Source organism: Mycobacterium sp. SMC-19 (genome assembly GCF_045310815.1).
GTDB lineage: Bacteria > Actinomycetota > Actinomycetes > Mycobacteriales > Mycobacteriaceae > Mycobacterium.
The window spans coordinates 193,277-215,036 of the sequence record NZ_JBJIAM010000004.1 but is presented as its reverse complement, the minus strand read 5'-3'; the positions used below and the strand labels follow the sequence as shown (position 1 = coordinate 215,036).

23 protein-coding genes and 1 tRNA gene are annotated in these 21,760 nt (G+C 65.7%); 17 read left to right on the top strand and 7 right to left on the bottom strand.

Going from position 1 to position 21,760, the window contains the following annotated elements:
* Positions 1-20 precede the first annotated feature (20 nt).
* Positions 21-794, top strand: a complete 774-nt coding sequence (gene mddA / locus ACJH5R_RS11110; protein WP_406758232.1) for a methanethiol S-methyltransferase — start codon at positions 21-23, stop codon at positions 792-794.
* Here the strand turns inward: mddA and ACJH5R_RS11105 are convergent.
* Positions 742-1,125: a DoxX family protein gene (locus tag ACJH5R_RS11105; RefSeq protein ID WP_406758233.1), complete on the bottom strand. Its 384-nt coding sequence runs from the start codon at positions 1,123-1,125 to the stop codon at positions 742-744. The genes mddA and ACJH5R_RS11105 overlap by 53 nt on opposite strands.
* 79 nt (positions 1,126-1,204) lie before the next feature.
* On the opposite strand from ACJH5R_RS11105, the gene ACJH5R_RS11100 reads away from it, so the two are divergent.
* Entirely contained in the window at positions 1,205-2,074 is an 870-nt protein-coding gene (locus ACJH5R_RS11100) for a sigma-70 family RNA polymerase sigma factor (protein ID WP_406758234.1), read from the top strand.
* Positions 2,075-2,175: 101 nt separating this feature from the next.
* Here ACJH5R_RS11100 and ACJH5R_RS11095 read toward each other — a convergent pair whose 3' ends face one another.
* Positions 2,176-2,328: a zinc transporter permease gene (locus tag ACJH5R_RS11095; protein WP_065040596.1), complete on the bottom strand. Its 153-nt coding sequence runs from the start codon at positions 2,326-2,328 to the stop codon at positions 2,176-2,178.
* A gap of 276 nt (positions 2,329-2,604) precedes the next feature.
* Between ACJH5R_RS11095 and ACJH5R_RS11090 the strand changes: the two genes are divergently transcribed.
* Positions 2,605-2,681, top strand: a tRNA-Ile gene (locus tag ACJH5R_RS11090).
* Between the two features lie 85 nt (positions 2,682-2,766).
* On the opposite strand, the gene ACJH5R_RS11085 is transcribed toward ACJH5R_RS11090, so the two are convergent.
* A complete protein-coding gene (locus ACJH5R_RS11085; protein ID WP_406758235.1) occupies positions 2,767-3,528 on the bottom strand; it encodes a PE-PPE domain-containing protein in 762 nt (253 codons plus the stop codon).
* Positions 3,529-3,915: 387 nt separating this feature from the next.
* Between ACJH5R_RS11085 and ACJH5R_RS11080 the strand changes: the two genes are divergently transcribed.
* The 11 genes from ACJH5R_RS11080 (at position 3,916) to ACJH5R_RS11030 (ending at position 14,532) form a co-directional block, all read left to right on the top strand.
* Positions 3,916-4,806, top strand: a complete 891-nt coding sequence (locus tag ACJH5R_RS11080; RefSeq protein WP_406758236.1) for a hypothetical protein — start codon at positions 3,916-3,918, stop codon at positions 4,804-4,806.
* 183 nt (positions 4,807-4,989) lie between these two features.
* Positions 4,990-7,062, top strand: a complete 2,073-nt coding sequence (locus tag ACJH5R_RS11075; protein ID WP_406758237.1) for an Ig-like domain-containing protein — start codon at positions 4,990-4,992, stop codon at positions 7,060-7,062.
* 72 nt (positions 7,063-7,134) lie between these two features.
* Entirely contained in the window at positions 7,135-8,127 is a 993-nt protein-coding gene (locus ACJH5R_RS11070) for an alpha/beta hydrolase (protein WP_406782024.1), read from the top strand.
* A complete protein-coding gene (locus tag ACJH5R_RS11065) occupies positions 8,127-8,984 on the top strand; it encodes an SDR family NAD(P)-dependent oxidoreductase (protein WP_406758239.1) in 858 nt (285 codons plus the stop codon). The genes ACJH5R_RS11070 and ACJH5R_RS11065 overlap by 1 nt, the downstream gene beginning before the upstream one ends.
* A gap of 38 nt (positions 8,985-9,022) precedes the next feature.
* Positions 9,023-9,943 (top strand): ferritin-like domain-containing protein, encoded by a 921-nt coding sequence (locus ACJH5R_RS11060; protein WP_406758240.1) that lies wholly within the window; start codon positions 9,023-9,025, stop codon positions 9,941-9,943.
* Between the two features lie 18 nt (positions 9,944-9,961).
* On the top strand, positions 9,962-11,446 hold the full coding sequence (locus tag ACJH5R_RS11055; protein WP_406758241.1) for a flavin-containing monooxygenase: 1,485 nt from the start codon (positions 9,962-9,964) through the stop codon (positions 11,444-11,446).
* 9 nt (positions 11,447-11,455) lie between these two features.
* A complete protein-coding gene (locus ACJH5R_RS11050; protein ID WP_406758242.1) occupies positions 11,456-12,226 on the top strand; it encodes a MerR family transcriptional regulator in 771 nt (256 codons plus the stop codon).
* A gap of 18 nt (positions 12,227-12,244) precedes the next feature.
* Positions 12,245-12,799, top strand: coding sequence for an ester cyclase (locus ACJH5R_RS11045; RefSeq protein ID WP_406758243.1), 555 nt, complete (start codon positions 12,245-12,247; stop codon positions 12,797-12,799).
* Positions 12,800-12,900: 101 nt separating this feature from the next.
* Positions 12,901-13,218 (top strand): hypothetical protein, encoded by a 318-nt coding sequence (locus ACJH5R_RS11040; RefSeq protein ID WP_406758244.1) that lies wholly within the window; start codon positions 12,901-12,903, stop codon positions 13,216-13,218.
* Positions 13,215-13,787, top strand: coding sequence for a carboxymuconolactone decarboxylase family protein (locus ACJH5R_RS11035; RefSeq protein WP_406758245.1), 573 nt, complete (start codon positions 13,215-13,217; stop codon positions 13,785-13,787). Before ACJH5R_RS11040 ends, ACJH5R_RS11035 begins: the two co-directional genes overlap by 4 nt.
* Before the next feature lie 25 nt (positions 13,788-13,812).
* The gene (locus ACJH5R_RS11030; protein WP_406758246.1) at positions 13,813-14,532 is read left to right on the top strand and encodes a DUF2652 domain-containing protein; all 720 of its coding nucleotides are present in this window, start codon (positions 13,813-13,815) and stop codon (positions 14,530-14,532) included.
* Between the two features lie 24 nt (positions 14,533-14,556).
* Here ACJH5R_RS11030 and ACJH5R_RS11025 read toward each other — a convergent pair whose 3' ends face one another.
* The 3 genes from ACJH5R_RS11025 to ACJH5R_RS11015 all read right to left on the bottom strand — a co-directional run bounded on the left by ACJH5R_RS11025 (position 14,557) and on the right by ACJH5R_RS11015 (position 17,566).
* Positions 14,557-15,243 carry a cutinase family protein gene (locus tag ACJH5R_RS11025; RefSeq protein WP_406758247.1) on the bottom strand — a complete coding sequence of 229 codons (687 nt, stop codon included), beginning with the start codon at positions 15,241-15,243 and terminating at the stop codon, positions 14,557-14,559.
* A gap of 69 nt (positions 15,244-15,312) precedes the next feature.
* A complete protein-coding gene (locus ACJH5R_RS11020; RefSeq protein WP_406758415.1) occupies positions 15,313-16,896 on the bottom strand; it encodes a Na+/H+ antiporter in 1,584 nt (527 codons plus the stop codon).
* Positions 16,897-16,933: 37 nt separating this feature from the next.
* On the bottom strand, positions 16,934-17,566 hold the full coding sequence (locus ACJH5R_RS11015; RefSeq protein ID WP_406758248.1) for a TetR/AcrR family transcriptional regulator: 633 nt from the start codon (positions 17,564-17,566) through the stop codon (positions 16,934-16,936).
* Between the two features lie 109 nt (positions 17,567-17,675).
* Between ACJH5R_RS11015 and ACJH5R_RS11010 the strand changes: the two genes are divergently transcribed.
* Genes ACJH5R_RS11010 through ACJH5R_RS11000 form a run of 3 tightly spaced genes read left to right on the top strand, consistent with a single transcriptional unit; the run spans position 17,676 to position 21,012 of the window.
* Positions 17,676-18,758 (top strand): Rieske 2Fe-2S domain-containing protein, encoded by a 1,083-nt coding sequence (locus ACJH5R_RS11010; protein WP_406758249.1) that lies wholly within the window; start codon positions 17,676-17,678, stop codon positions 18,756-18,758.
* Complete coding sequence (locus ACJH5R_RS11005) at positions 18,755-19,843, top strand: dihydrodipicolinate reductase (RefSeq protein ID WP_406758250.1); 1,089 nt, start codon at positions 18,755-18,757, stop codon at positions 19,841-19,843. The genes ACJH5R_RS11010 and ACJH5R_RS11005 overlap by 4 nt, the downstream gene beginning before the upstream one ends.
* A gap of 35 nt (positions 19,844-19,878) precedes the next feature.
* On the top strand, positions 19,879-21,012 hold the full coding sequence (locus ACJH5R_RS11000; protein WP_406758416.1) for an acyl-CoA dehydrogenase family protein: 1,134 nt from the start codon (positions 19,879-19,881) through the stop codon (positions 21,010-21,012).
* Between the two features lie 12 nt (positions 21,013-21,024).
* Here ACJH5R_RS11000 and ACJH5R_RS10995 read toward each other — a convergent pair whose 3' ends face one another.
* Positions 21,025-21,717, bottom strand: coding sequence for an MPT63 family protein (locus tag ACJH5R_RS10995; RefSeq protein ID WP_406758251.1), 693 nt, complete (start codon positions 21,715-21,717; stop codon positions 21,025-21,027).
* Positions 21,718-21,760: the final 43 nt, after the last annotated feature.

Below are 21,760 nucleotides of genomic sequence, written 5' to 3'. Positions count from 1 at the left end.
GGCAATTGGGGGAGGGCGCCATGGCCCGTTATCTCGCCCTGGTCTACGGGGCACTCAACTATCTCGCTTTCCTCGCGGTTTTCCTGTACCTGGTCGGCTTCGTCGGCAACTTCGTCGTGCCGCGCAGCGTCGATCACGGTCCGCCCGCACCAATCGGGTTGGCGATCGTCATCGATGTCGCGCTGGTGGCACTTTTCGCGGTGCAGCACAGCGTGATGGCGCGCCCGGCGTTCAAGCGGTGGTTGACCCGCGTGGTGCCCGAGAGCATCGAGCGCAGCACCTACGTTCTGGCATCGAATCTGGTTCTGGCCCTGCTGTATTGGCAGTGGCGGCCAATCCCGACGACCATCTGGAACCTCACGGTGCCCGCGGAGCGGACGGTGCTGTGGGGACTGTTCTGGATCGGTTGGGCCATTGCCCTGGCGTCGACGTTCATGATCAGCCACGTAGACCTGTTCGGGCTGCGTCAGGTATATCTCGCATGGCGGGCGCAGCCGTACTCCCATATCGGCTTTCACGCCAGGGCGCTCTACCGGGTGGTGCGGCACCCGCTGATGGTGGGATTCGTGATCGCGTTCTGGGCCACGCCCACCATGACCGCCGGCCACCTGTTGTTCGCGGTCGCGGCCACCGGCTACATCCTGGTGGCGGTGCGGCTCGAGGAGCGCGACCTGATCGCTGCTCTGGGCGACGAGTACCGGCAATATCGCCGCCAGGTCCCGTCGCTCGTGCCGGGTGGGTTCAGGCGAACGGATGCAGGGCCAATCGGCCCCACGCCAGGAATGCGAACATAGCGATAAAGACGACGTCGCCGGCCATGTAGGCCCATTCGCTGCGGCGGAATCGGGTGGTGGCGGCCCCGGCCATGAACAGCATCAGACCGGTGGCGGCGATCGGCACGAGCAGCGGTGCCACACCGGCTGCGGCCGGGAGGACCAGGCCGGTCGCGCCCAGCAGCTTGATCGTGCCAATGGTTCGCAGGTGGCCGTCGCCGAAATCGTCGACCCAGTGCTGGTTGGCGCCCAGTGCCCGGTATTTGGCCCGGGGCAGCAGGAGCAGGGTGGCGCCACCGATGGCATACGCGGTCGCGGCGACGCCGGCGATGATCCACAGGGTGGTGTTCATGGCGGACTCCTTCGTGGTTACCTCGGTTGGGTGGGGTTCGTCATTACCTATGACGGACCGCCACCACGAGAGGTAACCGATGACCACCGAGACGCAGCTGGCAGAGATATTCGAGCGGCAGCGCCATCGTCTGTTGGCGTTGGCGTATCGGGTGTTGGGCTCGGGGTCCGACGCCGAAGATGCCGTCCAGGAGGCGTGGCTCCGGCTGTCCCGTCAGGACGTTGATGCGATCGACAACCTGCCGGGGTGGTTGACGACGGTGATCAGCCGCATCTGCATCGACATCCTGCGTTCGCGTACCGCCCGGCCTGAAGTCTCGATCGATCAGGACCTGCCCGAGCTCGTCGTGACCGTCGACCACGACACCCCCGAAGACGCTGCGGTGCTGTCGGATTCGATCGGGCTGGCGCTGCTGGTCGTGCTGGGGGCGCTGCGCCCCGAGGAACGGCTCGCGTTCGTGCTGCACGACATGTTCGCCGTGCCCTTCGCCGAGATCGGGCCGATCGTGGGGAAGTCGGCTGATGCCGCCAAGATGCTGGCCAGCCGGGCACGCCGCAAAGTCCAGGACGTACCCACCCCAGCAGGGGATCGGCGTGCGCAGCGCGAGGTCGTCGATGCTTTCCTGGCCGCCGCGCAGGGCGGTGACTTCGAGGCTCTGCTGCAGGTACTCGACCCCGAGGTCACCTGGCGTCAGCACACGGCCCGCGGGGTGAGCGTGACGACCGGATCCAGTGCGGTGGTAGAGGCGGTCCGTCGAGGTCAGGGGGCGCGCATCACGGCGCGCCGTGTCCTGATCAACGGCGAGCCCGGAATCTTGGGTTGGGGCCCGACCGGCCGGCCGCTGGCCCTGATGGCATGCACGGTGCGAAACGGCCGGCTGGCCGGCATCGTGTCGATCGCGGACCCGGTTCGCTTGGCCGGTATGGAGCTGCCCGATCCGCCGAAATGAGCCGGCCAGCGGCAATTAGCCGGCGTTCCTCACATGCCGATGGGGAAGGCCTCGCTGTTGCGGAGCCTTCCCCATCGGTTGCCTGCGGTGCCGGTCGGTGATCAGTGCTCGTCGTAGTGATCACCGTGAGCGGCGTGACGATGGCCGTCGTGGAGGTAGTCCACGTGGTCGCCGTGCTGAACTGCCTCGTGGCCGCAGTCGGGTCCGTGAGTGTGTTCGGTGTGGGAGTGGGTCTGGTGCTCTGTCGTGTTCATGGCAGCGACGATACCCAAAACATGCACACATTGCAATATAAAGATGATTTGGTGTGCCATAGGTGCGTGATCTGGCGGATGAGTTCGGCGGTTCCCCGCCCGGGGATCTGCCAGATGCTCTGGCCGGGAAGTCAATCGCTATCGACGACCGGCGGGCGCCCGACAGCGGATGCGTGTCGTCGGCCGCTACGTCGTGACGGCGTTGATCGGGGGCGGCGGCGCATACAGGCGCTGCTGCGCGGCATGGCACGATAGTTCCCGCGCGCATGCGTATCAGGGGCGGTAGCTCAGTTGGTTAGAGCCGTGGACTCATAATCCATTGGTCGCGGGTTCGAGCCCCGCCCGCCCTACCACGTTCTTGGTCTGCCGTGGGGTGGCACTGAGGCATTCCGGGCGGAGTTGAGCCGAGCGCCGCCCGGCTCAACTCCTACCTGGAGCTCACACGGCAAAGAACGAGTTGAACAGCGCTTGGATCAGTTCACCGGTGTCGAGCGTGGGAATATCGTTGAACGTGGTCATCCCATCGACAACCGATGTGGCCGAGTCGATTTGGTCTGGTGTCAGCCCGAGGTAGACCTGATGGAGCGCCAACCCGTAGAACAGATCCTGCCAACTTGTGTTCCCGAACAGCAGGTCCCACCAGCTCTTGCCCAAGTTGTCCGCGAAGACGTCGCCTTGGATGTTGAACACTTCGGTGGGGTACAGGTCGGTGGGGACGGCGGCGGGGTTGGCGCCGAGCATCACGAAACGCAAAGCGTCGGTGGGGACGCCGGCATCAGAGAGCTGCTCCTGGGCGTAGGAGGCGATGAGGCTGCTCTGGGAGTAGGTGAAAATGGTCAGCGGGTCGCTGCACACGCCCGAGGCGTCACAGCCCATCTCGCCGGCGTTGTAGTCGGCCAGGATCGCGTCGACGAGGATGGCTTGCCCCTGCGGGACGCTCTCGAGGAAGTCCCAGCTGTTGGGCATGCTCAGCGCCACGGAAGACTCGACGGTGCCGCCGTAACCCAGCGGACCGAGGTACAGGTCGATCCCGTTGCTGATGTAGTTGGCGGTCGGTGTCGCGATCCCGGTTGGGCCCAGGACCAACGCGTCGGTTGAGCCGTAGAGGAAGTCGTATTGGTTGTCGTTGGCGGCGTTGGCCGCACCGGCGAACGCCAACGCGGCGCCACATAGTGCGACGCCGAAGATGATTTGCTTCATCGAACCCCCTTGTTCGGAGCGGTCACTGGTGGTGTCGCCAAGGTGTTTGCACGGCAAGCGATTACGTTGCCCGACATGCCCCCAGCAGATGTCGGACCGTACGCTGTGCCGCCAGTTGGCAACTGACAGGATTGTTGCAACTGGCGTCAATTTTCGTCTTCGGATTTGAAAGATTCGCTGAATCAAATACTCAACCTCCGGCCCGGTGATGTGCTAAAGGAGGCGGCGGGCCGGCATAAGAAGACTTAGGTCCGCTCTTGAGGACTCAGTCAAGCGATGGCCGGCGCTACGGATTCGCTCATTGCCCTGCAAGCGGCATGCCAAAAATCACCCATTCCTGCGGTTGACCAGCGTGCCCAGAGTTACCGTAGTGGCTCCAGTCATGAAATGAGTGTTGTGGGATTAGCCAGCCACCCCGGTATCACCGCCGCCATCGCAGCGTTGGCGGCGGGCACCCTGATCGCGACGCCGCTGGTGGCGCCGCCTTCCGATGTCGCCGTGCGCGCAGTCGAGCTGACAGCCAGTCCATTCGACCCGTACGTGGACCTGATCACCAACACCTTCACCAATCTGGGCACCATCGGCGCGCACTGGCTGGAAGACCCGCTGCCCATAGTGGTCCAGCTGGCCACCAACGGGTTCGACTACGCGCAGCGGACGTTCGAAGCATTCGGGGCGACCGCCCAGTCATTCGTCGACGGGCTGATCAACCTGCCCGACCAGCTCGACACGCTGTTCAGCGCCATCTCGTCGAGCGATATCACGGCGGCGCTGGGCCAGGCCATTGCCATTGTGATCAGTGCCTTTCCGATCTTGGGGTTGGTGGATCGCCTGGTGGCGATCCCCATCGACATCGTCGGCAACATCGTGAACGCGGCGATGGCCACCCTGCACGCAGTACAGGTGCCGGTCGGGCTTGCCGCGCTCAGCTCCTTGCAGGCCGTCGTCGCCGAATTCGAGACGCTCGCCCGCAATTTCGTCGATGACCTGTCGGCCGGCGATATCACCGGTGCGCTGTTGGGGCTGTTCGGCGCACCGGCCGACCTCCTCAACGCCTATCTCAACAGCGAAGCCCCGGGCCTGGCCGGGCTTCTGGCGCCGTTCGAGGACGTGAACCAAACGGGTTTCGTCGATGCCCTGGTGAACTATCTGCCGCGCGCTGTCGCCGAGTCGATCGGTGCCACGTACTCGCCGATCGACGGTTCGCTGCCGCCGGACCTCGGCGACTTCGACCTGGGGGACTCGGGCGAGCCGGGCGCTCTGCTGGCGGACTTCTGAACCATTCGGCGTTCGCGCCGCCCGGAATGGCGAGCGCCTTGAGTGAGCGCAAGCCAAGTTAATCCGAAGAATTCATTGAGTTCGATCTGTGATCGTGTCGTGTTACCAGTGTGATTTCTGTTGCTCATTGTTACGGAAGTTGCCTGAACGTTGCGGGGGTCGTAACCGTAAGGAGTTTGGCCTGTGGTCGATGGGGCGACAGCTGAGCGTTTCCGGCGCCACTTCGGGTGGACCGTCACGACCAGGCTCACCACCCGCCGGTTGCGCTGGACAGCGGTCATCGCTGCGCTGTCGGTCCTTTCCGGAGGCGCCGGGGCCGCGGTGGGCTTTCCGGGAGTGGCGTCGGCAGCCGGTGCTCAGCCGCAGAACGTGGTGGCCGTGACCACTACCGCCACCCCGGTCAGCGCGGGACTGGTTGCCGTTCCGGCGAACCCGGCCACGCAGTTCGCCATCGTCACCCCACCCGCAAACGGCACGGCGACTGTCACCGGAGCCACGTTTACCTACACCCCGGCCAACGGCTTCGTCGGTACCGACGCCTTCAGCTACGCCACGACCGACGGTTCGGGGGTCTCGACGCCGGCCACCGTCGGCATCACGGTGATGTCGCCGTCTTCCGCGCCGCCGTCGCTGGCCACCGCCTGTACCGACCTAGGCCCGGCGTTCACCCCGGTGTGTACGGCGATCGGCGGCGTCACCGACCCGCTGGTGAACGCCTGCAGCACGGTCGGTTCCGTCGAGGCGTGCAGCTGGTTCGGCGGCAACAAGCACGGACTGATCAGCGCCTGCTTCGACGTCGCAACCGGGCAGCTGGCGGCAACCTGCAAGACCCTTGACGCGGCGGCACAGCTGGTAGCCAGCCAGTGCCGGGTGATCAATGGCCCGATCGACTATTGCGCCCTTCGCAACGGCAGCCCCATCGGCGAGCGGTCCGTACAGAACTACTTGGCCGGGCCGGTGCACAAGGCGCTGGCGCAGCAGTACCGGCTGAGCATGACTCTGCCGCTGGCCGAGGCCCAGCTACCTGCCACCCACAACTCGTTCAACTACACCAACGCCAATGTCCCGCCGACGTTGTCGGGTATGGATCCCGACCAGCTGTATTCGTTGGTCAACCAACTCGACTTGGACATGCGGTTCCTCGAGCTCGACCTGCACTGGTACCCCAGCCTGGGCGCCCCCGGCGGCTACGCACCGATCTTGTGCCACGGCTTCGACAACCACCTGGGCTGCACCTTCGAACGGCCCGCGACCGCGGGCTTGCAGGAGATACGGCGCTGGTTGGACGCCCACCCCGACCAGGTGATCGTCCTCTACATCGAGAATCGCCTCGACGACTCGGTCGACGACGTCACCAAGTCGCTGCCGGCCGGGGCCGCGGTCATCGAGAGCACGCTGGGCAATACCTCCGCGCGTGACCTGCTGTTCCGCCCGTCGCAGGTGCAGCCCGGCTCTTCCTGCGACACCCAGGCGATCCCGCGGGGCGTGAGCATGGCCCAGATCCTCGCGAGCGGCAAGCAGGTGCTGCTCTTCACCAACAGCGGTTGCGGTCAGAATGCGGCCTGGGACGCTCTCGGCTTCAACGACAGCAATGTGGCGGAGAAGGGGAGGCCGGTCACCGTCCAGTACCCCGACTGCTACTTCAGCAGAGCGCAGTACGAGAGCTCCTACACGCGGTTCTTCGACTCCAGCACGCTGGTCGACGTGCTCGCCGGCGGCGGCAATGCCCAGCCGATGACGTCCGCCGATATCCACGAGATGATGAAATGCGGTGCCAACGCGCCCGGCCCGAACTTCCTAGACCCACAAGCCGATCAGCTGGCGGGCTTCGCCTGGAGTTGGTCCTACGGTCAACCGCTGTCCAGCCCCACCCAACAGTGCGCCGTGCACAGCGGCGACGGTCGCTTCCAAGCCGAGGCCTGCGGCCAGTTCCTGCGCTACGCCTGCCAGGCCCCTGACGGCTGGCACATCAGTTCCGGCGCTGGCCAGTTCGCCGGCGGCGCCCTGGGGTGCATCGGTCAGGGTTCCTTCGCTGTACCCCGCACCGGGTATCAGAACGAACTGCTCAAGGCTGCCAAAGCCCAGGCCGGCGTCGACCGGGTCTGGCTGGCCTACACCGCCGGTAACGACGGCAACTGGGCCATGGGTGCGACGCCACCTCCGGCCCCGTCGCCTCAACTGAGGCCGGCCACGCCGAGTCTGCCGCCGTACCAGGCGGAGCTGCCCGAGCTGCTGGGCCCGGTCACGGTGTCCTGAGGCCCTCCCCGGACCTATACACCGCAAATCGTGCCATTGACAAATGGCACGATCGCTGGTGTTGTGAGTGCCGTGACGGAACTCGATGGCTCGACCCTGCCGCCAGTACCCACCCGCGCATCGATGCGTGCGGTGGTTGCGGGCATGACCACGCGCTGGACATTGCACGTTCTCAACACCATGATTCCGATGAATCGTCCGGGTATCGCGTTCGCCCGCGGACTGATCGCCACCATCATGGGAACGCTCGGGTCCACTCCGGCCGGCACCAGGGTCATTCCGGTGCGCGAGGCAGGGGTTCGCGGCGAATGGGTGCTCGGGCCCGGCGTCGAGTTCGGCCGGCGGGCCGGTTATTACGTGCACGGCAGCGGATACGTGCTGTGCTCGACGCGAACCCACCGCAAGCTGGTCGCCAGGCTCTCGGAGGCAACCGGCCTGCCGATGTTCTCCGTGGACTATCGCTTGGCCCCGGAGAACCCGTTCCCTGCAGCGGCCGACGACGTCGAGGCCGGTTACCGGTGGTTGCTGGCCCAGGGGTACGTCGCGGCCGACATCGTGATCGGTGCGGACTCCGCGGGCGGCCACCTGACCTGCGACATGCTGCTCGCCCACGCCGACGAGCCGGCATTTCAGCCGGCTGGTGTGGTGCTGTTCTCGCCCTTGATCGACCTCACGCTGAAGCTGGCCGAGCAGCAGGAGAAGGTGCGGCGTGACCCCGCGGTGTCGGCGGCCTCGGCCCGTCGGCTGGTGGATCTCTACGTGCGGGGCCAAGACCCCCACAATGTGCGCCTTCGGCTCGATTTCAGCCGGGCGGATCGGCTGCCTCCGGTGTTCACCCAGGTGGGTGGCTTCGAGATCCTCAGCGCCGACTCGCGCTACCTGGACGCCGAGCTACGCCGAAACGGCGGAGCCTCCACCTTGGAGGTGTGGCCGGGCATGGTGCATGTCTTCCAGGCCCTGCCCCGGCTGGCCCCGGAGGCCAGTCCCGCGCTGCGTCGCGTGGCGGCCTTCATCGCCGGCGTCTATGCCGACCAGCGATCCGACGAACTTGGGGCGGCACGCTGATGCTCGGTCTCGACACGGTGCTGTCCCTGTTTCGCCATGATCGACGGACGGCCAACGCCAAGGCGGTGGTCACCGGCGCCGGCAGCGGAATCGGACGATCGTTCGCCCTGGAGCTGGCTCGTCGTGGCGGCGAGGTCATCTGTGCCGACATCAACGCAGAGCGGGCCGCCGAGACGGTGGCGCTGATCGAGCAGCTGCCGACCGGGACCGCCCATGCGGTGCAGTGCGATGTGTCCGACCGCGGCGCGATCGAGCAACTGGCCACGCGTGCACAGGAGATCTTCGGTGGCCCACCGACCCTGGTGATCAACAATGCCGGCGTCGGCATCGGCGGAAAATCGGTCGGCGACATCGGTTTCGAGGACTGGGACTGGGCGCTGGGGATCAACCTGTGGGGCGTGGTCAACGGCTGCGAGGTCTTCACTCCGCTGCTGCGGCAGGCCGGACGCGGCGGGATCATCAACGTGGCATCGGCGGCAGGGTTTGCCGCCGCACCGTCGATGGCCGCCTACAACGTGTCGAAGGCCGGCGTGATGTCGCTGTCGGAGACACTGGCGGCCGAACTGGACGGCACCGGCATCGCGGTCACGGTGCTGTGCCCGACCTTCGTGAAGACCAACGTCTTTCAAGACGGCCGGATCACACCGGCGTCGATGAACCTCAGTCAGCAGCTGGCCCACTGGACCGGACTGTCGGCGGACAATGTCGCGGCACGCACCTTGGACGCTCACGACAGTGGCCGGCTGTATGTGGTGCCGCAACTCGACGCCACGGTCATCTGGCACCTGAAGCGGCACTTCCCGGAACTGTACGTCCGAGGCACCGGGTTGCTCGCCCGGCTGCTTCCCCAGAACTGAATTCGTAATGACCGTCTTGTGAAAGGAAAAAACCGATCATGGCGATGAACCTCGACGACATGCTGCAGAAGATCAAGGACAAGCAGTGGGCCTTGGTCGACATCGACTGGGACGCCCCTGGGGCCGAGCTGATCGAGCCGGAGCTGTGGGCCAAGCTCAAGCCGTTCATGACCGACCTGATGTGGATCGAGAACGTCGGCGCCCGTGGGTTCGCGGCGCTAGCTAAGAAGGCCCCGACTCCGACCCTGAAGAGCATCTACGAGCACTTCCACGCCGAAGAGCAGAAACACGCCAATGCCGAGCTCGCGTTGATGCGACGGTGGGGAATGCTGGACGACGACGAAATTCCACCTCCGAGTGTCAATGTTCAGCTGGTGATCACCTGGCTGGACAAGTTCTCCGACAGCATGTCGCTGTCGATCCTGGGCACCGTCATCCCCATGCTGGAGGTGGCCCTGGACGGCGCGCTGATCAAGTTCATCACCGACGAGGTCAAAGACCCGGTGGCCCAAGAGGTCTTCAAGCGGATCAACTCCGACGAGTCGCGGCACCTGGCGGTCGATTTCGAGGTGATGGACATTCTGGGGCACGCCAGCATGCGGAAGCTGGCGGTCGAGTTGGTGGGCAGCTGGATGAATCCCGCGCTGCTGATCGGCACCTTGAGCTACTTCCCGCTGCTGAACAAGATGCGCGACAACATCGTGGCGATGGGCGTCAACGAAGAACGCCTCTACCAGGCGATGCGCCGCTTCCAAAGCGTCGGCGAACGAAGCTCTTTCGCCCGCCGAGTGCCGATGTACCAGTTCATCTCCTGGCACGGCAAGAAGGTGATCGACCGCAGCTCCAAGTACCACTGGCTGGCTGATTCCCTGGTCAAGATCACCGGAGTCATCCCGCCCTCATTGGTGCACAACACCCCAACTTGGTCGCAGGAACTGACCTACGAGCCGGTCGCGTAAGTAAGAGGAACGATCACTGTGACTATCTCAACAGCCATCATCGGCGCCGGCTTCGCCGGCATCGGTGCCGCCATCCGCCTCAAAGACCAGGGAATCACCGACTTCGCCCTCTTCGAACGGGGTACCCGGGTGGGCGGCACCTGGCGTGACAACACCTACCCGGGCGCGGCTTGCGACATCCCGTCGCGGCTTTACTCTTACAGCTTCGCGCCCAACCCGGACTGGTCGCACACCTACTCGGGCAGCTCCGAAATTCTCGGCTATATCGACAACATGGTCGAATCCTTCGGGATCGCGCCGTATATCCGGTTCGAGCACAACGTGTCCGGGATCAGCTACGACGCGGACGCCGGCGAATGGACCATCGACCTGGACGGCCGGGAAGCGGTGCGCGCCAAGTCCGTCATCGTCGCCTCGGGGCCGCTGGCGAATGCCAGCCTCCCGAACATTCCCGGCATCGAGGATTACGAGGGGCACAAGATCCACAGCGCCCGTTGGGATCACGACTACGACTTCACCGGCAAGAAGGTGGCCGTCGTCGGCACCGGTGCCAGCGGTGTGCAGATCATCCCCGAACTGGTCAAAGTGGCCGAGTCGGTCAAGGTGTTCCAGCGCACCCCGGGATGGGTGCTGCCGCGGCTCAACACGGCGACCGGCGGCTGGCTGAAGAAGATCTACAAGGATGTGCCGCTGGTCGAGAAGCTGATGCGGTCCGCCTGGTTCTGGGGCCATGAGTCGGTTGCGGTCGGTGTGGTGTGGGACAGCCCCTTCACCCGGCTGGTGGAGACCTTGAGCCTGGCGAATCTACGGGCGCAGGTGAAGGATCCGTGGTTGCGCCGACAGCTCACACCGGATTTCTCCGCCGGCTGCAAGCGACTGTTGATGACCAGTGACTACTATCCGGCGCTGCAGAAAGACAACTGCAAACTGGTGACCTGGCCCATCGCTCGGTTGTCACCCAAGGGCATTCGCACCGTCGAAGGCATCGAGCACCAGTTCGACGCCATCGTGTTCGCCACTGGCTTCGAGGTGTCCAAGGCCGGCACCCCGATCCCGATCACCGGAATCGACGGCCGCGACTTGGCATCGGAGTGGAGCAGGGGCGCCTACGCCTACCGCAGTGTGGCGGTATCGGGGTATCCGAATCTGTTCTTCACCTTCGGCCCGAACTCCGGACCTGGCCACAGCTCGGCTCTGGTCTACATGGAGGCTCAGATCGACTACATCGTCGGCGCGATCTCGAAACTGCTGCAGTACGAATGGAAGTCGATCGATGTACGGCCCGAGGTGCAGGATCGCTATAACCAGGACATCCAACGGCGCCTGAAGTCCACTACGTGGAACTCCGGATGCCAGAGCTGGTATCTGACCGAGGATGGCTTCAACGCCACCATGTTCCCTGGCTTCGCCACGCAATTCGTCAACCAACTCAAGACGCTGGAACTGGAAGACTTCAAGATCACCGCCGCGAAGACAAGCAGTGACCCGGTCCTGACTGCCTAGGATGTCATAGTGACCGAGTACCGGATCGACGATCTTGCGAGACAGGCGGGGACCACCACTCGCAACGTCCGGGTGTACCAGGAAAGCGGTCTGTTGCCCCGGCCCCAGCGCCGGGGCCGGGTCGCGATCTACACCGACCGGCACCTCAAGCAGCTACAGGCGATCATCCGTTTGCTCGGCGAGGGTTTCACGGTCAAACACATCCTGAAGTTCTTGACCGGGCTTCAGCGCGGCGATGCCTTGGTCGAGGTCTTGGACCTGGCTGATTTGGGCGAGTTGGTGACCGCACCGTGGTCACGTCCGCTGTCGCAGACCATGACGCGAGAACAGTTGGAGGAGCGGCTGGGCCCGCTGGACGCCCCCTTGCTGCGGCGCCTGACCACCAGTGGAGTCATCGAGCCGACCGACGTCGACAACGTCTACCGGGTCGCAGACACGAATCAGATCGATGACCTCGAGACGTTGATGTCGCGAGGGATGCCGTTGGCGACGATGCTGAAGACCGTGACCGCAGTCGACAAGAAGTTGGACGATGCGGCCGGACTCTTGACGCGCAGCGGACACGACGAGGTGGTTCGGCAGCGCGGCCGGGGGTGGCTGCCGGCCAGTGACGACGAACTCGCCTGGGCCGCGGACCTGGTCGACGCTATGCGCAGGGTGGCCAGGCGGTCGGCGCACGCCAGCTTGGACCGGGCATTCGATGCTGCGGTGCGCGCCGAGCTGCGGCAGTATCGGCAGGTAAGCGACGAGCGCGAAACTCGCCGGCAGGACAACGCATGACTCCGTAAGGGGAACACCGTGACCGATCGCTACGCCATCCCGTCCGTCGAGGTCCTGCGCGCCCGCGAGAGGCTGGTCCTCGACCATTTCCGGGACGAAGTACGTCAGGACTGGGACGACGTGCTGGCCACGTTCCCGCATCCCCACTACGAGATCATTCCGACCCTGACGGTGCATGACGGCGACGCCGAGGTGCGCGGTTACTACCGCGGTACCCGAGTGGCCTTCCCGGACCAAAACCACGAGATCATCGCGCTGCGCCACAGTGCCGACGCGGTGATCGTCGAGTTCTGGTTGACGGGAACACATCTGGGGCCCCTAGGCGCCGTGCCACCCACCGGATCACGGCACCGCACCCGGATGACCGCCTACTTCATCTTCGACGAGCGCGAGAACCTGGTGGTCGAGCGGATCTATTTCGACACGCTGTCCATGGTCAAACAACTGATCGGCGGTATCAACCTGCGTGATCCGCGCTCGTGGCCGCTGGCCGTCCGCGTCGTGCGAGGTCTGCTGCGCATATCGGGGGCGCCCGATCCCCGCCTGGTCCACACCCCGCCGGTAGAACTCTGAATCGCCCAGGCCTGGACCGCACGGGCCCCGCGGTCGCACAATGGACCGGTAGTGACCAGCCGATGTGACCCTCATCCCCACCAGGAGGTCCACGAAAAGCCATGTCCGACATCACCGAATTTCACCGAGCGCTGCTGGACCGCATTCTGGGCCAGGGCGGGACAGCGCCGCTGGGATTGCGCCGGGCCGCCTACGACAACGCCGGTCTCGAGGAACCGATCAGCACCTTGGTCGACAAGGTGGCCCTGCGCTCGTACAGCGTGGCCGACCAGGATATTGCCGCCGTCGGTGCCGCAGGCCTGAGCGAAGACCAGATCTTCGAGGTCGTCGTGTGCGCCGCGGTCGGCCAGGCGACCCGGCAGTACACCAGCGCGCTGGAGGCGCTCGCGGATGCGACCGAAGCCCGGGGGAAGCAATGAGACTGGCCGTCCTCGACCACGGCCACCGGCTACGCACCAAGGCCCTGTTGAGAATCATTCGCCTGGTGTCACGGCAGCCGGTGGTCGACGCCGTCAAACTCGCGTTCTATCGCCCGGAGTTCTACGGTGGCGGACCGCTGACCAACGAGGCGATGCGCGGGCCGTCGGCCTGGACCATCGGGGAGCGGGAGCTGATGGCCGCCTACCTCTCCAAGGTGAACGACTGCCCGTTCTGCGTCGCCGCGCACACGGCCACCTCCAATCTCTGCTATGCCGATGAGACCGCAGCCGCCACCCTCGCTGACCTGGACACCGCCCCGATCACCGAAGAGCTGCGGGCAACACTTCGCCTGCTGGGCCAGCTGTCGCGCCAGCAGCGCATCGATGCCGACGACGTGCGCGGCGTGCTGGCGACCGGCGTCACGCCTGAGCAGGTCAAGGACGCACTGGCGGTCGGTCTGGTCTTCGACATCACCAATCGGTTGGCCAACGCCTTCGACTTCGAGGTGGCCGGCCCGGCCGCCATGGAGGCCGGCGCACGTCATCTGGTGAAGCGTGGTTATGGCTAGCAACGGGGACTAAACTTCCTTATTCATGGCCATCCGGCGCGCGGTGCTCGTCATTGCTGATATCGGCGGCTACACCGCCTATATGAACTGGAACCGGACCCATCTGGTGCATGCCCAGATGGCAGTCGCCGCGCTGCTGGAATCGGTCATCGATGCCGCCAAGGGCATGAAGCTGGCGAAGCTCGAAGGTGACGCCGCCTTCTTCTGGGCGCCCGACGGTGACGCCCAGGTCTTGGTCAGCGAGCGGTTGTCGCGAATGCATCAGGCGTTCCTGAATCGACGGGCCCGGATCGAGAACGGGCGCAACTGTAACTGTGAAAGCTGCGAGCAGCTGATGAACCTCTCGCTGAAGTTCGTCGCGCATGAGGGCGAGGTCGCCGAGCAGAAGGTCAAGCGTCACACCGAACTTGCCGGCGTCGACGTCATCCTGGTGCACCGGATGCTCAAGAACCTGGTGCCGGTTCCCGAATACGTGTTGATGACCGATGCCATAGCGCAGCGGCTTGACGAGCCCGTTCGTGCTGTGTGCACGCCACTGGTGCACGACTTCGAAGGACTGGGCCAAACGGCAACGTACTACCTGGATCTCGCGAAGTCGGCGGTAGCGCCACCGCCCGACGCCATGGGATTTCGCGGCAGGATGAGGTTTCGGTGGAAGGCGCTGCCGTTCGTGGTCGGAGCCAAACAACCGTGCGAGGGATTTCGCGGACTGGGCCGCGGTACCCCCGAACTCTCCAAGGGCTGACGGCGGCGGTCAGCCCAGGGCCGGCTACAGCTTTCCGGCGACGAAGTCAGCCGCTTGGTCCACCATTCCTGCGGAGATATAGGCGCTGGCCAGGTGTTGCGGCCAGTTCGCTTCCCAGGTGTTCGGGTCGGCGGGGTTGCAGATGGGGTCGGCGCCATGGCACTGCTCGATGGTCCGATCGTTGTAGATCGGGTTGAAGTTCGTGATGGGTCCGACCCATTGACTGCCGTTGCCGAACAGCGCCACTGCGGCGATGTGCTCGTCGGCGCCCGGTGGCAGGGGATTGGTGAAGCCCAACGCCGAGAAGGGGACTGCCAGCACCACGTCGGTGACTGCCGCGCCCAGCGAGTAACCTCCCGGCACTATCCGGGTGTTCGGGCAGCCGTTGATCGTGTTCTGGATGTGGGCGCTCATGTCGTTGGCGCCCTTGTCGATCTCATTGTCGGCGGGGTAATTCACCGCATACAAACTGACGTACTTGGAGGTCTTGGAGCGCAGCGCGCTGACGAACGCGTTGCCGATCGCGCCGGCCCCGGGTGATTCCAGGCGCCCACGGGCGAACACCACTTCGACGTCGGGGCAGGCCGCGCTGGCCGGTGCCACAGCACCGGGCGTGCCGGCGGGAATCACGACGGGGGCGGTCAGCAAGACTGCTGCTAGCACAGTGCCTGAACTTGCGAGTCGCAGTCGGCGGGCCGATGAATCGCTCACGAAGTGGATAGTAGTGGTCGGCAGCCACCCTGTCGCCACGAGCCGGTGGGGCATGGACCCGCCCGGCCGCTACTCGGCGTCGGCCGGTCCCAGCAGGCGCACTTCCTCGAGGTCCATTTCGGCCTGCACCTCGCGTAACACGATGTCGTCGATCTGATTTCGGTCGCGCAGTTCGGTAACGGCACTGCGCTGGTGCTCGAGGACGCCCAGATGTACCCGGCGCACCATGTCGTCACGTTCGGCGGCCGCGTTGGGCTGATCGGACACCGCCACCAACTCGGCCTGATCCCGGTACTCCTTGAGCAGCCGACCCACCAGCTCCGGGCTGACGTCGAGTTCGTCGGCTACCCGCGGCAGTGCTTCCAGGGCGGCTTCGGCGGCCCGGGTACGCGCCAGGTGCAACTCCTCGGCGTGTGCCGCGTCCTCGGGCATCCGTGCCCATCGCACGACCGCGGGCAGGGTGCTTCCTTGGACCAGCACCGTCACCAGGATCACGAAGGTGACCACGTAGATGATCAGGTTGCGGTCCGGAAACGGGGTGCCCGCGTGGGTGGTCAACGGGACGGCCAGTGCCGCGGCCAGGGAGACCGCGCCGCGGAAGCCCGCCCAACTCGATACCGCGCGCTGGCGCCAGCCCACCCGACGGGTGCGCTGCACGGCACGCCGGTCCAAGGTGCGCAGGAGCACGGTGGTGATCTCCGACCAGGCGATTCGGGTCACGATGACGACACCGGTGACAGCGAGGGCCAGCATCGTGGCGTGACCGACGCCGTCGCCGACATTCTCGATCCCGTGCACCGCCCCGGGGATCTGGACGCCGACGAACACCCACAGCGAGCCGTTGATCAAAAACGTCGCCATGTCCCAGAACGCGAACGCCTGCAGCCGCGAACGCGCCCCGATCACCCGCGGGCCGACGTAGGACAGCACCAGTGCGGACACCAGCACCGCGACGACGCCGCTGCAGTGAAACGTCTGAGCCAGCAGGAACGCCGCGAAAGGCGTCAAGATGCTCAGGGCGCCTTCTTCCAGTGGCGCGTCGATGCGGCGGCGCAGCAGCGTGACCGCGGCACCCACCAGCAGACCGGCCGCGATACCGCCGAGGTACGAGCCGACGAATCGGCCCACCAGGTCGATGGGGCCGATCGCGGGGCTGCCGGTGGCGACGGCGACCGTCACCGCGAACAGCACCAGCGCGGTGCCGTCGTTGATGATGCTTTCGGCGCGAAGCACGGTCAGCGGCCGGCGCGGCAATTTCTTCGCCAGGCCGGCCACGGCGGCGGCGTCGGTGGGCGACAGCACGGCACCCAGAACCGACGCCGCATGTGGCTCCATGCCCAGCGATCGGGCCGTCCAGGACACCGCCACCGCGGTGGCAATCACCAAGCCGACGCTGACGAGCACGATTACGCGCAGGTTCGCCCGGATCTCCCGGAAGCTGGTGTTCATGCTCTCCCAGTACAGGATTGCCGGCAGGAACAGCAGCAGCACGATCTCCCCGTCGAGCTGGGTTTCGCCGAAGCGGGGTATCAGACCCAGCATGCCGCCGAGAACGATGAGCAACACCGGGGGACCGACGCGATAGCGCTTCCCCAGGATGGTGCCGCCGACCACGGTGGCGACGAGGGTGACAACAACGACGAGGCCAAACACCATCACATCCTGCCGCTGTGGCCGGATTCCCGCAGCGTTAGCCGAGCCGTGACTGCTCGAGATATGCCGCCAGCGCATTGGTCAGTCCGCGGCGGGCCTCGTCGAGGTCGGCGTAGGAGCCCAGCTGGCGCTCGGAGACCAGCCCGCGCATCGCACCGGGGATGAGGGCGGCTACCTCACGCACTCGCTGGGGGTCGACGCCGAGATCGGCGAAGGCCGCATGGCACGTCGTCAGCCAACTCTTGCCCCAGGAGTACAACTCGGCTGCGGTGCGCGGATACATCCGTTCCAATTCGAGGTGGTCGCGGGGGAGTGCGGCCCGCAGATTCTCGATCGCCCGCGAATCCTGGGAGGCCAGCCCGTCATAGAGGGTGTCGATGATCGCCGCGACTCGATCCCGCAGCGGCGCATCCGGTTTCACCCCGGCGAATGCCGACATCGCGGCATCGCGGCGTTCGGCCGTGCGGTGCAGGACCGCCGCCCAGAACCCGTCGACGTCGCCGAACTGATACTGCACCGCACCCCAGGTGGCACCGCTCTCCTTCGCGATCCGGCTGGCCGACACCGCGCCGGGGTCGCCGGTGGCCAGCGAGCGCACCGCGGCGTCCAGCATCGCCTCGCGGGTGGCCTGCCCACGCTTGTTGCTGCGCCGCGGCGCCGGTTGTGTCATCCCACGGATCCTAACAACATTTCCATAGTGCCCACTATGATTCTGTCGCGGAGCGAACTATGCTGCGGAAGTCGGGCCCGGTCGGAGACCACAGAGAGGACACGTTGACATGGCCAAACCGCCCTTGTCGATGAACCCGACAGGCTGGTTTCAAGTGGCTTGGTCCGACGAGATCGGCGTCGGCGATGTCCACACCATGAAGTACTTCGGCCGGGAGATGGTGGCCTGGCGTGCCGAGTCCGGTCAGCTCACCGTGATGAACGCGTACTGCGAACACCTGGGCGCACATCTGGGCTACGGCGGCACCGTGCACGGCGAGGTGCTGCAGTGCCCGTTCCACGGCTGGCAGTGGAATTCCCAGGGCCGCAACGTCTGTATCCCATACCAGGACAAGCCCAACCGCGGCCGGCGTATCACCACCTATCCGGTTGTCGAGCGCAACGAGTCGGTCTACATCTGGAATGACGCGCACGGCCGTGCGCCGTACTTCGACCCGCCCGATGTGTTCGCCAGCTTCGACGATCGCAGCGCCGCCGACTACTACCCGCAGCAACGGCTGTACCGGCAAAGCCTGGAGATGCACCCGCAGTACGTGCTGGAGAACGGTGTGGACTTCGCCCACTTCAAGTACGTGCACCGCACCCCGATCGTGCCGGTCTTCACCCGCCACGATTTCGCCGAACCGGTGTCCTACGTGGACTTCACCATCACTTTCGAGGGCGACGATGGTCAGAAGATCGAGGACGTCAACAGCGGCGTGGAAGCCATCAACGGCGGCTTGGGCATCGCGGTGACCAAGAGCTGGGGCATGATCGACAACCGGACCATCTCGGCGATCACGCCGGTGGACGAATCCACCTCCGACGTTCGCTTCATGGTCTACATCGGCAGGTCACAGCCCGGCGATTCAGCGAGGCTCGACGGAGGAGAGGCGAAGCTGGGATCGCCGCATAAGCCCGGAGATCCTGATCGCGCCGAGGCCCGCGCAGCCGATTTCGGGCGCGAAGTCATCCGCCAATTCGAGCAAGACATCCACATCTGGTCGCATCAGCGCTATTCGGATCCGCCGGCCCTGGCGACCGCGGAGTTTGAGGGCTTCACTGCAATTCGCCAGTGGGCCAAGCAGTTCTATCCCGATGGCATCGGCGGCAGTGCTGCCGAGGTCCACGCGCAGAAGGGTTTCACCGCATGAACGCAGCCGCCGCACCCATCCGTGTTTTCCAGGTCGCCACCGGCAACGTCGGGACCGAGATGATCCGACGGTTCGCCGCGCGCGACGACCTCGAACTGGTAGGGGTGCACTGCTATTCGCCGGACAAGGTTGGTAAGGACACCGGTGAGCTGGCCGGGATCGCGCCCAACGGGGTCATCGCGACCGGCAGTGTCGAGGAGATCATCGCCGCCAAGCCCGACGTCCTGACTTTTCATGGGGTGTTTCCCGACGAGGACCTCTACGTCAAGGTCCTGGAAGCGGGCATCAACATCGTGACCACCGCCGACTGGATCACCGGCTGGCATCGCGACCGCAATCATCCGCACCCGTCGGGCAAGCCGGTGACGCAGCTGCTGGCCGAGGCCGCCGAGCTGGGTGGCGCGAGTTTCTACGGCACCGGAATGAACCCGGGGCTCAATCAGATTCTCGGCGTGGTGTGTTCGGCTGATGTCGCCGAGATCGAGAACATCACCACCATCGAGTCGGTGGACGTGTCGTGTCACCACTCCAAGGACACCTGGATCGAGGTGGGCTACGGCCAGCCGGCCGATGATCCAGAGATCCCGGCCAAGTTGGAGAAATTCACCCGCGTCTTTGCCGACAGCGTGCTGATGATGGCCGACTGTTTCGATCTGACCCTCGACGAGGTGACCTTCGATTACGAGCTGGGGGTGTGCACCAGGGATGTCGACCTGGGTTGGTACACCCTGCCGAAGGGCTCGTTGGGCGGCAACTACATCAAGTACCAGGGCATGGTGGACGGTGTGCCGCGCGTCGAGACGCATCTGGAGTGGCAGATGACGCCGTTCACCGAGCCGAACTGGAATATCAAGGGCTGCTACATCACCCGGGTCACCGGCGATCCGTGCGTCTACAACAAGCACATGATCTTCCCCAAACCCGGGGTCGACCTGTCCAACCCGGACAACTTCGCCTCGATCGGCATGACCGTGACCGGGCTGCCCGCACTCAACGCGATCAAGTCGGTGGTGGCGGCGCCGCCCGGCCTGCTGACCAGCGCCGACCTGCCGCTGCGCGGATTCGCCGGGCGCTTCCGCAAGTGACCGAGGCCGGCAGGGTCGTCGCACTGGCGCGCGGCATGCGCGAGCTGGTGGCGGCCGAAGCCGCCGCGTCCGAGCAGCGCCGCACGCTGACCGGCCCCATCGTCGACGAGATGTGGCGCAGCGGCCTGATGACGTCGTTCAATCCATCGGCTGCCGGCGGCGTCGGGCCGTCGTTCGCCGAGATGATCGAGACGTGGATCGAAATGGCCTGGCAGGACGGCTCGTTCGGCTGGGTCGGTATCGCCAACATGCCCTCGTCGTTTGCCGCCGCCGCCTACTTGCCCGACGACGGGTTCGCAGAGGTGTTCACCTGCCACGACCATCGCGTCACGCTGGGCGGCCAATACTTCCCCAATGGGCAGGGCGTGGCGGTCGACGGCGGCTACCGGCTGAGCGGAGCGTGGAGCTTCGGCTCGGGCATCGGCCACTCCCAGTACGTCGCCGCGGGATTCTTCCCGATGGACGACGGCGAGATGCGCTGGGTCAGCGACGGGATACCCGACATGCAGGTCGCGGTGCTCCCGCGTGAGCAGGTCTCATTCAACGACGGCTGGCATGTCCAGGGGCTCAAGGGAACCGGCTCCTACGACTACAGTGCCAACGACGTGTTCGTGCCACAGAGCCGGACCTTTCCGCTGTTCTGCCGTACGCCCCGCCGGGGTAGCACACCGGCGTGCCGGATGGGCTTGATGCCGGTGACCGCGGCAGGGCACGCGTCCTGGGCGCTCGGTGTCGCCAAAAGCATGCTGGACGACGTCACCGAACTTGCCGCCACCAAATACCGCATGAGCGACATGGCGGCATTGGCCAGCCGCCCGACATTCCAGAAGGATCTGGCTCACCATGTCGCCGCGTGGCGAGCCGCTCGTCTGCTGGTGCTCGATGCCTTCACCACAGCCGAAACCGCCGTCGCGGCAGGGGAAGACCTGACGCCGGGACTGCGTGCCGACATGCGAGTGGCGGCCGTCTACGCCACCGATACCGCCAGAAACTGCGCCGAATGGGCACATCTGGCGGCCGGGACAACAGCGATCCGCGAAGGCAGCCGCCTCGAACGAGCATTCCGCGACATCTATACCGGAACCCAGCACGCCTTCATCAGTGAGAAGGTCGCCATCGACGCGGCCCAGATCTGGCTCGGACTGATCGACGACCAGTTCGGGCTCTGAGCAGCCGCTGAATCAGGGAGCTTCGGCGGGCAGCGGCGTGCCGGAGCTGCCCTCGGGCAGCGGGGTTCCGGAGCTGCCGGTCGGCGGAGCTGACGGCGCGGGGTGCGCGGGCCGCGCCGCGGGGGGTCGAGCCGGCGCAGCAGGCGCCCGGTTGCTGCCGCCGCTCGCCGGGACCTGGGACCCGCCGGCGGGGGCTTGCGGCTGAGCCGGTGCCTGCGGAGCCGGGGCCACCCATCGGATCAGGTCCGCGCCGCCGGTCTGGTACACCATGCTGTTCGGGGCATCGCCGGTGACGTCGAAGTAGACCTTGCCGCTGGTCTTTTGGCCTTGGGTGAGACCGGTCGGCACGATGCCCTGGGGCGTGGGCACGGTGAACAGGGACTGGTAGTTCTGGCCGCTGGCCGAACGGGCACTGAGGTTGGCGACGATCGGGAAAACGGTGCCCTGGATCGCCTCGTCGGTGGCGGTGGCCTCCCACAGGGTGCCGCGTGGCTGGTAGGGGATGGCGTCCGAGCTGGGGCGCAGATCGGTGATGGTCCAGCCGTGCACGCCGGGGCCTTCGGGCAAGGTGCCCTGGGTGCCGATCGGTTGGGTGGCCGGGGCGGGAACTGGGGCCGGGTCAGGGTCCGCGCCGGCGATCCCGGTGCTGAGGGCGCCCGCGGCGGCCAGTGCTCCCGCGACCAGTGCGGTCGAGATGGACTTCATGGGACTGTCTCCTCAAATCGGCTGCATGCCGACGACATTGGTA

Bases quoted from the DNA above. Each gene is read 5' to 3' on its own strand.
- mddA (WP_406758232.1), top strand. From the start codon at position 21: ATGGCCCGTTATCTCGCCCTGGTCTACGGGGCACTCAACTATCTCGCT.
- ACJH5R_RS11105 (WP_406758233.1), bottom strand. From the start codon at position 1,125: ATGAACACCACCCTGTGGATCATCGCCGGCGTCGCCGCGACCGCGTAT.
- ACJH5R_RS11100 (WP_406758234.1), top strand. From the start codon at position 1,205: ATGACCACCGAGACGCAGCTGGCAGAGATATTCGAGCGGCAGCGCCAT.
- ACJH5R_RS11095 (WP_065040596.1), bottom strand. From the start codon at position 2,328: ATGAACACGACAGAGCACCAGACCCACTCCCACACCGAACACACTCAC.
- ACJH5R_RS11085 (WP_406758235.1), bottom strand. From the start codon at position 3,528: ATGAAGCAAATCATCTTCGGCGTCGCACTATGTGGCGCCGCGTTGGCG.
- ACJH5R_RS11080 (WP_406758236.1), top strand. From the start codon at position 3,916: ATGAGTGTTGTGGGATTAGCCAGCCACCCCGGTATCACCGCCGCCATC.
- ACJH5R_RS11065 (WP_406758239.1), top strand. From the start codon at position 8,127: ATGCTCGGTCTCGACACGGTGCTGTCCCTGTTTCGCCATGATCGACGG.
- ACJH5R_RS11060 (WP_406758240.1), top strand. From the start codon at position 9,023: ATGGCGATGAACCTCGACGACATGCTGCAGAAGATCAAGGACAAGCAG.
- ACJH5R_RS11040 (WP_406758244.1), top strand. From the start codon at position 12,901: ATGTCCGACATCACCGAATTTCACCGAGCGCTGCTGGACCGCATTCTG.
- ACJH5R_RS11035 (WP_406758245.1), top strand. From the start codon at position 13,215: ATGAGACTGGCCGTCCTCGACCACGGCCACCGGCTACGCACCAAGGCC.
- ACJH5R_RS11030 (WP_406758246.1), top strand. From the start codon at position 13,813: ATGGCCATCCGGCGCGCGGTGCTCGTCATTGCTGATATCGGCGGCTAC.
- ACJH5R_RS11015 (WP_406758248.1), bottom strand. From the start codon at position 17,566: ATGACACAACCGGCGCCGCGGCGCAGCAACAAGCGTGGGCAGGCCACC.
- ACJH5R_RS11010 (WP_406758249.1), top strand. From the start codon at position 17,676: ATGGCCAAACCGCCCTTGTCGATGAACCCGACAGGCTGGTTTCAAGTG.
- ACJH5R_RS11005 (WP_406758250.1), top strand. From the start codon at position 18,755: ATGAACGCAGCCGCCGCACCCATCCGTGTTTTCCAGGTCGCCACCGGC.
- ACJH5R_RS11000 (WP_406758416.1), top strand. From the start codon at position 19,879: ATGCGCGAGCTGGTGGCGGCCGAAGCCGCCGCGTCCGAGCAGCGCCGC.
- ACJH5R_RS10995 (WP_406758251.1), bottom strand. From the start codon at position 21,717: ATGAAGTCCATCTCGACCGCACTGGTCGCGGGAGCACTGGCCGCCGCG.